6 protein-coding genes are annotated in these 9,361 nt (G+C 46.8%); all 6 read left to right on the top strand.

Annotated features, from left to right (window positions below; genetic code table 11):
• Positions 1–519: 519 nt before the first annotated feature.
• Positions 520–2,739 (top strand): helix-turn-helix domain-containing protein, encoded by a 2,220-nt coding sequence (locus B1748_RS35955; protein WP_087572778.1) that lies wholly within the window; start codon positions 520–522, stop codon positions 2,737–2,739.
• A 185-nt stretch (positions 2,740–2,924) separates the two neighbouring features.
• Positions 2,925–4,640, top strand: coding sequence for a type 2 periplasmic-binding domain-containing protein (locus tag B1748_RS35950; RefSeq protein ID WP_087572777.1), 1,716 nt, complete (start codon positions 2,925–2,927; stop codon positions 4,638–4,640).
• A gap of 68 nt (positions 4,641–4,708) precedes the next feature.
• Positions 4,709–5,632 (top strand): ABC transporter permease, encoded by a 924-nt coding sequence (locus tag B1748_RS35945; protein ID WP_256976158.1) that lies wholly within the window; start codon positions 4,709–4,711, stop codon positions 5,630–5,632.
• 16 nt (positions 5,633–5,648) lie between these two features.
• On the top strand, positions 5,649–6,548 hold the full coding sequence (locus tag B1748_RS35940; protein ID WP_087572776.1) for a carbohydrate ABC transporter permease: 900 nt from the start codon (positions 5,649–5,651) through the stop codon (positions 6,546–6,548).
• Positions 6,549–6,635: 87 nt separating this feature from the next.
• A complete protein-coding gene (locus tag B1748_RS35935) occupies positions 6,636–8,843 on the top strand; it encodes a DUF6259 domain-containing protein (protein WP_087572775.1) in 2,208 nt (735 codons plus the stop codon).
• Between the two features lie 42 nt (positions 8,844–8,885).
• Positions 8,886–9,361 (top strand): hypothetical protein (locus B1748_RS35930; protein WP_143810474.1); only part of this gene is annotated, 476 nt, incomplete at its 3' end.

Below are 9,361 nucleotides of genomic sequence, written 5' to 3'. Positions count from 1 at the left end.
CAGATAGAAGGCAATTTGTGAAGAGGTGAAGCAATTGGCCGTAGAACTTTGGCAGGGAGGCGCTCCTTACGCACAGGGAGATCAAACAGAAGATTGCCCACGGCTGATTCCATATCTATTAAAAGGGAAGGAGCCTGTTGGAGCTCTTATCATTTGTCCGGGCGGCGGCTACGAAACGAGGGCGGCCCGATTGCGGAATGGCTCAACAGCATCGGGATCGCGGCGTTCGTGCTACATTTATTGCCGATTGACATCAGAGTTCATGGGTGCAGCCCTCAACTTGGAAACAAGGTGGGGGCTATTTGATGCTTACTTGGCAGCGCAATCGTAATAGACGGCGGAATGTTGGGCGATGAGGGATCAATACTGGTGTTCGCATTCCGCTAAGGGGTTATAGCCGTTCCGGGCATCATACTGTTTTTTTGCCCAATCGCGTCGGGGTAAAAAAACGACATAGGCACAATATCTCATTTTGCGGTATAGTGATTTCAAAAAATATTCATAATTGGGGGGCGAGCCATGACACGTACTGGCAAAAGGAACACAAGCGTATTTTATAAATATTTTTTAACCAATTTGACGATCTTTTTAATTCCCTTTGTCATTTTGGGGTTGCTCACGTTTACCATGGCCGTCAAGCAGTTGAAAAAGGAGCTTGAACAAAATTTCGAAAGCCGCTTCACTCTCATCTCAGGGGATATCGACAAAAATATTATGGACATGCGTCAACTTGCCATTAACATTGCGTACGATACACAATTTTACCCCTACCAACTGAAGGATGTGCTTAATGAACAGAACGCCATTCGTCAGTTGCAAAAACATTTAAATTACACGTTTATTAGTAGCGACATCTTGTTGTACTACAAAAATGAAAGCGCCTTATATTCATCAAAAGGCAAATTTTCCAATGAACACTATTTCGTATATGAACAAAAAATTGCAAACGGCGATCAGCTGCTCGAACGGATCAATAAAGCAGAAGAGCCGTTTTTGTTTCGGATCAAACCTACTGTTGGCCACATAGCGGATCAAGCCGTATACGTATATCCGGTTGCAATGGGCGGAGTTAAACGCCAGGCGGCCGCGATCGTCTTCTGGCTATCATCTGACATGCTGGAACAGCGGATCCGCAATGTGTCCGGAAAGCTTGACGGCAATTTTTATATACTCGATCAAGACAACAAGGCAATACTGTCGGCATACAAGGATACAAGTACCGCCTTGGACGGGATCTTGTCCAAGCTTGACTTGTCTCGGCTGCCATCCAAAGGGAGGACGGAGCTTGGCGGCAGTAAGTATAACGCTCTAATGGTTCAATCGGAAGGCAGCGACTCGCATTTTCTTACTTTGTTTTCAGCCTCGGATTTGCTGATCAATGCCGAGAATTTGCAATTCCTATTTTATGGAATACTGTTTTCCCTGTTTGTCCTTGGCATGTTTGCTGCGGCTTATTTCGCAAGAAGACATTACAAACCAATCAAAAAGCTGCATCATTCAGCCGGCGAACTATTGCTGGAAATGGATCACCCGATGGAAACAAGCAACGAATGGGATCGGATCGATCGGGCGTTAATGGTCACTACGAACAACAACGATCAATTGAAGGCGAAAGTGAGCGAGTTGAATTTCCATATCATACAAAATTTTTTGCTGTTGCTCATTCGGGGGAATATGAACGAAGTAACGGAAGAGCAGCTCAGTTCTTTGGGCCTGCATTTTCGTGACAAATTTTATTGCGTGATCACAATGATGTCGAGAACGAAGGGGGTTTTCCCATCGACCGTTAAACATTTGACCTCATCCGAGTCGTTGCAGCTGCTTGATTTAACCCGTGAAGGATATATGGTCTTCGTCTTGAATACGAAAACTTCCATGGATGATGAGGCGCGTAAGGCGGCTGAGAGGCTGCTTGAAGAATTGGGCGACGGTAAAAATCAAGTGATGATCGGAATCGGAAATATGTACCGGCATGTGACCGAGATTAACTATTCCTATATTGAGTCGATGGCCGCCCTGGATTTTAATCATCAAGCGGTTGGCAGCTCCATTTGCTTCTTTCATCAAATTTCCTCAAAATTTTCGAATTACGTTTGGTATCCTTCGGAAACGCTGCTTCGTCTGACTCAAGCCGTTAAGCAAGGCGATCGGGGACTTGCCCTCGAGCTGCTCCAGTGTTTGAACGCGGAGATGGAAGAGAAAAAGCTGACCGGTATGAATGAGAAGCTCATCAGCTTCGACATCATCAACGCACTCCTGAAAACGGTCAACGATTTAAAGCTGAAAATCAATATAAAGGATTTTGGTGCGTTTGGGGCGATGGAAAATCGAGTTGAGTTGTTTGCCAAGGTGGAGCGCTTTATAGGAACGGTGTGCGAATGGATAGCGGAACAACGCCAATTGAAAAGCGAACAATTCGTCCGGGACTTGCTTCAATATGTACACGACAATTTTACCGATTACGAGCTGAGTCTGGAGAAAATGTCGGGCACATTCGGGATTTCGATCTATGCTTTAAGCAAGTTGTTTAAAGAGGAAATCGGGATTGGATTCAAGGATTATGTCATCGATCTCCGGATGGAAAAAGCGAAGGCGATACTGCAGAAAAGCGATGAGAGCATCGGGACGATCACGAGGCATGTCGGTTACGCAAACGATTCCCATTTCATCAAGACATTCAAAAAAATTGTAGGGGTCACGCCTAGCCAGTACAGGGAAAAGCTGACAAAACAGCAATGATGCGACGCATGTTGTTATTTTGCTGGCAACAGGCTATCGCAAAAACGCGATACTTAACGTTCCTTTGCCGTATCGGGCACATGGGCAAATATCAGTCATAGACGTTCAAAAACGTAAGCGATTACAATTTGGTCGTGGCAGCCTAAAGCACCGAGCGTCACAAGATCAATCTAGGAGGGGTTATATTGGGGAAAAGCGGTAAAGTGTTGGGGTTATGTACGGCAATCTTATTGGTCATTGCATTAGCGGCAGGTTGTACCAGCCAAGGCAATGGCGGCAACAAGACGGATACGGGGGCGGGTAAAAACGAATCCGGAGGAAAGCAGGAAGCTTCTGTTTCAGAAGGCGCCGCGAATGTAAACCTGGACGGTCCGCTTCCGGTAGTCAAATCGCCGATCGAGCTGTCGCTGGTCACTTTGAAAGCCGGCAACAGCGGCCCAGTCGAAGGAATGTGGTTTTTTCAGTTCATGAAGGAAAAAGCGAACTTGAATTTCGACGTTAAGCAGATCGATCATTCGGCCTGGAACGAACAAAAAAATATTATGTTTGCATCGAATCAACTGCCCGATATATTTACCGCATCGTTTTCAATCGACGAAATTATGCGGTACGGACAAATCGAGGGCCAACTGTTGCCGTTAAATGATTTGATCGATAAGTATGCGCCAAATATCAAGAAATTGTTGGATGAAAAGCCTGAAGTGCGTGCGGCGATTACTGCCCCGGACGGTAATATTTACAGCCTGCCATCGATCGGCGTTTCCGATTTGACAGTTTGGAATTCATTTGCGATGAACCGGTTTTTCATTAATCAGAAATGGCTGAAGCAAGTAGGGTTGCAGGAACCGCAAACGTTGGATGACTTCTATGCAATGTTGAAGGCGTTCAAGGATCAGGATCCAGATGGCAATGGAAAGCCGGATTCGATTCCATTCACCGGAACTTGGACGCAAGGGATTGGGGACGCCTACGTCATCTTAAGCGCCCTCGGGATCAATGCGCGCAACGCTACTGATCTTTCGGTCAAGGACGGCAAAGTCACTGTGGCCGGCGCCGACCCGCTGTTTAAAGAGTATTTGAGCTATATGCACAAATTAAACAGTGAAGGATTGCTGGACAACGAAGCTTTTACGCAAAACGAAACCGCCAAATTTGCCAAATCGGCCAACAATCAAGTCGGTGCGTTGAGCGGTGCAGCGCCGTTTGTATTTGCTCCCGATTATGCTGCCGACTGGGTGCCGTTAACTCCATTAACGAGTAAATGGAACAGTGATAAGCTATGGACGGACGGAAATCATGTGACTCCTGGACGAATCGTAATTACGAGCAAGGCTAAAAATCCTGAAGCCGCCATTCGCTTCGCTGATCTTTTCTTTACCGAACTTTATAATTTTATTTTTTGGAACGGTCCGATGAAGGATAGCGAAGAAGCACTGGGTTACGAAGGCTGGTATCTGGATGATAAAGGAGAGGTAACATACAACTTTCCGAACGGAATTACGAACATTTGGGATTACGTAAATGCGTTGAATCCGATTAGCGGCGCTCCGCTGGGACCGTCTCCTGTTTATGATTCGATTAACAGTCTCTACGGGCTCAAAGCCCCGGAATTGCCGGAATCGGAGTTGTCTTGGAGAAATCCGATACTGGACAAGGTCGGGCCTTATCTTGTGGCGCCGTTCCCGGAAGTTTATTTGACCCCAGAGGCGCTGGCACGGCGCAACGAACTGGCAACCCCGATCCTGGACTATGTAAAAGAAATGGAAGCCAGATTTATATACGGACACGAAAGTTTGGATAAATTTGATGATTACTTAAACAAGCTTAAATCTCTAGGTCTTGAAGAATATTTGCAGATCTATCAATCCGCATATGATGCCTATGTTGCAAATATGAAGTAACTGCACATCCAACCCGACCGATGGCGAGCGGTCGGGTTGGATAATCACCAAGCGGAGAGGAAAGTGAAATGAACAGAGAAAATAGTCTCGACAAGAAGATGCGAAGAGTGTCGGAGTTTTATCAACTTTATTTGATGATTTTTCCCGCGTTAGCTTACATTATAATATTTCATTACGTTCCGATGTACGGGTTGCAAATTGCATTTAAGGACTTCCGAAATACATTGGGATTTATGGGTAGCCCATGGGTTGGACTTAAACATTTTGAACGGTTTTTTGATCTTCCAACCTTCTGGAATCTTATCTCTAATACAGTTCTTCTTAATCTGTATGAGCTGGCGGTCGGGTTTCCGATTCCGATCATATTGGCGCTGCTCATCAACGAAGCCAAAAACAAGATGTTTCGAAAGTCGGTACAAATGATCACTTATGCTCCGCATTTTATATCCGTTGTCGTGATGAGCGGTATGATTATACTGTTTCTGAACGAGGAGAGGGGGATGGTCAATCATCTCATCGACATAGTCGGCGGCTTAAAAATTAACTTCATGTCTGACCCCGGCTGGTTCAAAACGGTTTATGTTTTTTCGGGAGTCTGGCAAAATGCGGGGTGGGGAACCATCATTTATTTGGCCGCATTGGCGGGAATCGATCCACAGCTAATCGAAGCCAGTAAAATCGACGGTGCGAACCGGTTGCAAAAAATATGGCATATCGATTTGCCTGGCATAGCGCCTACCATTTTGATTTTGCTTATTCTTGTCATGGGGAATATGTTTTCGAGTGGTTTCGAGAAAATTTTGCTGCTGCAAAATCAGCTGAATATTAGAGCTTCCGATGTGATTTCGACGTATGTTTACCGACTGGGCGTTCTTGACGGCCAATTCAGTTATACGACCGCAATAGGTTTGTTTAACGCTGTCTTGAATTTCCTGTTGTTAATTCTCGTCAATGCATACGCCAAGAGACGCACGGAAACCAGTCTATGGTAGAACGGAGGGGCAGGGGATGAGAGAGACGCGATCGGATCGCATTTTTTATATTGCAAATTATTTGGTGCTGACGATCATCATGTTGGCGGTCTTATATCCTTTATATTTTATCGTCATTGCCTCGATAAGCGATCCGCAGCTTGTGTCGACTGGTCATGTATGGTTCGTACCGAAAGGTCTAACTGTGGAAGGTTATCAAAACGTATTTAAGAACGATGTTATATGGACGGGTTATGCGAACACGATTTTTTATACGATATTGGGTACGGCCGTTAACTTGGTCGTTACCATCATGTGCGCCTACGCGTTGTCTCGCAAAAATTTACCGGGAAAAGGAATATTGATGGGTGTTTTTGTGTTGACGATGTTTTTTGGCGGAGGGTTGGTTCCGACTTATATTTTGATAAAAAGTTTGGGACTAATCGATACCCGTGCTGTTCTTATCATCCCGGCGGCTATGAGCGTGTTTAATATGATCATTACCCGTACGTTTTTTCAGTCCGCAATACCTGATGAAATTCATGAAGCGGCCAAGATGGACGGCAGTTCGGAGTGGCATACGTTTGTTCGAATCGGCTTGCCATTGTCCGCGCCGATCATTGCTGTCATGGCTTTATTTTACGGAGTAGGGCACTGGAATCAATATTTTTCGGCGCTGTTGTTTATTTATGACCAGAAGTTATACCCGCTTCAGCTTGTTTTGCGCAATATTTTAATCTTGAATCAGCAGTTGAACATGGATTTCTCGAGTGTAAGGTCGACGGACGAAATAAACGTTCTCGTCAGACAAGCCAACATGGCGGAATCGATGAAGTACGCCCTCGTGTTTATTGCCAGCTTTCCGGTGCTTGCCGCCTATCCGTTCGTTCAAAAGCATTTTGTCAAAGGCGCTTTAATCGGATCCTTGAAGGGGTGATCCTCGGGCATGCGTAATGCAATCGCGTTCATTATCAGATGTATGAAGCGATCAATAATAATGATGCCAGAAGGGAAACGAACAAAAATGAGGATCGAACAAAAAAAATATGTTATGGAGATCGATAAGCAGTCTGGGGCGATTCAATCTTGGTCTAACGGAAAGAAATCGTTCGTGCGACCGTCAAACTTGCCGTTATTTTTGATCCGTTTCCGGGATGCCGCCGGAGAATGCATCGAAATCGGCGCGAAGGAAGCCCGGCATATCGACCTGAAGCGAATACGGACTGAGGCCGAGGAACGGATAACGATTATGTACGAAGGTGTCGGCGGATACGAGATACAGGTTCAGGTGACCGTTCGTTGTCCGCATGACGAATCGTTAACCTACTGGAGTTTGACGGTCGAGCATGATACCGACTGGCTCGTGGAGTGGATTGATTTTCCTGCCATCGTCGTGCCGAACGATCTTACGTCCAACGGGGGAACAGGAAAATTGCTGTGGCCCGGTAATGAAGGCGTCATTGTAGAAGATACAAAGATTCGGGATTCCAACGGCTTTAAATATATCGAGCCGGAATATCCAAGCCGGGGAACTGCGGGAATTTATCCGGCGGCCGTTCCGACGCAATTCATGGCTTATTATGAGGAACTCGGCGGTTTCTATATGGGAGCGCATGACGAACATTCCCACGTCAAATGTATCGAATATTTCCCGGTTGAAGAAGGTATCCGTCTGCAATTCCGGTTGTATCCAGGCGGAGTTGCCAGGGGAAGCTTTGGGATGGATTATGAGATGGCATTGGGCGTCTTCGAGGGAGATTGGCATGACGCCGCCGATCTATATCGGAATTGGTATCAGTCCGCAAGTAGACACAAATCGGTGCGCATCCTCGATAACGAGAAGCTGCCGGACTGGTACGCGGATTCCCCTGTCGTCATTACTTATCCGGTAAGGGGAACGAAGGATACAGGCAATATGGAAGCGAATCGATTATTCCCTTATGCACAGGCGATTCCGCATCTGGAGAAATTGGCGGATGAGTTCCAAAGCCGGATCTTGGTGCTGCTTATGCATTGGGAAGGTACGGCGCCGTGGGCTCCGCCTTACGTTTGGCCGCCATTTGGAGGGGAGGAGGACTTCCGATCGTTTGCGGATCTGCTGCATCAATCGGGTCACTTGCTCGGCGTCTATTGCAGCGGCATCGGATGGACGGAGCAAAGCCATCTCATACCTGAATATATCCGCAAGGAGCAGTTCGACCGAGAGGGCCTGGAAGAGGCCATGTGCGTTTCCCCGACAGGCGAACTTCCCTATTCCAATATTTGTACGGGTCAGCGGAGAGGCTACGATTTGTGCCCTGCTCACGAGTTTACGAACCGCGTCGTAATCGACGAAGTGGAACGAATGATCGAAGGTGGATGCGATTATATCCAATATTTCGATCAGAACCACGGTGGCACGTCCTATTTTTGCTACAGTCACACGCACGGCCATCCTCCGGCGCCTGGCAAATGGCAGATTGATGCGATGAAACGGCTGTTCGGAGAAATGCAGCAAGTTGCGGATCGTGCGGGGAAAAAAGTGTTGTTCGGATGCGAATCGGTATCGGCAGAGCCTTATATTTCCGACCTTCTATTTAATGATGCAAGATTCAATTTGAACTACTTTATCGGTACGCCGGTGCCGTTGTATGCGTACTTGTATCATGAATATATCAATAACTTCATGGGTAATCAAAACCCGACGCAAATGGTGTTCGACTTCGAACGGTCGCCGGACAACTTGCTCTATCGGCTGGCCTACGCTTTTAATGCGGGCGATATGACTACGGTTGTGATTAGGGACGACGGGCAGATCACCTGGAGCTGGGGTGCTGACTGGTCGATCCCGTTGCCGAATCAAGACCACATTACGGCGTTTATCAGGGAATCCAATGCCTGGAGAACGGGAGCAGCCAAGTCGTTTCTGTATTGCGGTAAAATGCTGAAGCCGTTCCCTGTCATGTTTGCTCCTGAGCAGCAGCTTCGTATGCTTGACGGGCGCGAGTTAGTTGTTCCGTATGTTCTTACAAGCCGTTGGCAATCAGCGGACGGCCGCTTGGGGCAAATGGTAATAAACTATTCGCCTGACCCGGTGAGTTGCGACATTGTATTCCATGAATTCGCCGGACAAACGATCTTGCGTGTAGAAGATCCTAGCGGTAACACACAAAATCCTGTCGCTGTAGATGAAAAGGGGCTGCTTAATTGCAGACTGGAGCCTTTATCAGCCGTTCTGTTTTTGCTTCCTTGACGGTGTATCCGCATTCGAATAAAGAAGGGAGAGAGCAAGTAAATGGAAGTCAGGAAACACCCGGACGGAAGCTTAATTCAATATCTACACGAGAACATGGTCATGCGGTTCGAACATACGGATAAAGGATACTGGCAATCGCTCCTGAATACGGATGACGGAGAGACGGCAGCTCCGATGGCTTTCCCCAGCTTTCAGCTGGCGATCGCCGGCATCCCGCATGGTGCGTTGTCATCCATGGTTTCGGGATTGACGAATTTACCGGCGGAAATGAAATTGGAATCGATGAAGCAAGTAGATGCTCAACGCATGTTATTTACTTATTTTCATGACAAACTGCAGCTATCCGTCGAAGTGGAAATGCATTTTATACCGGATGCAGCTGTCATCCGACAATCGACAACCGTGCGCAATCACAGCAATCGTCTGATCGTTCTTACTCATTTGTCTTCGACGAGCATACAGGGGATCGCAACCGACGGTTGCAGGCCTTGGTACGACAAAAACAAAATTCGAGT

This window comes from Paenibacillus sp. MY03 (genome assembly GCF_002165585.1).
GTDB lineage: Bacteria > Bacillota > Bacilli > Paenibacillales > Paenibacillaceae > Pristimantibacillus > Pristimantibacillus agaridevorans.
The sequence above is the reverse complement of the archived record's forward strand: the minus strand, read 5'-3'. Positions and strand labels throughout refer to the sequence as shown.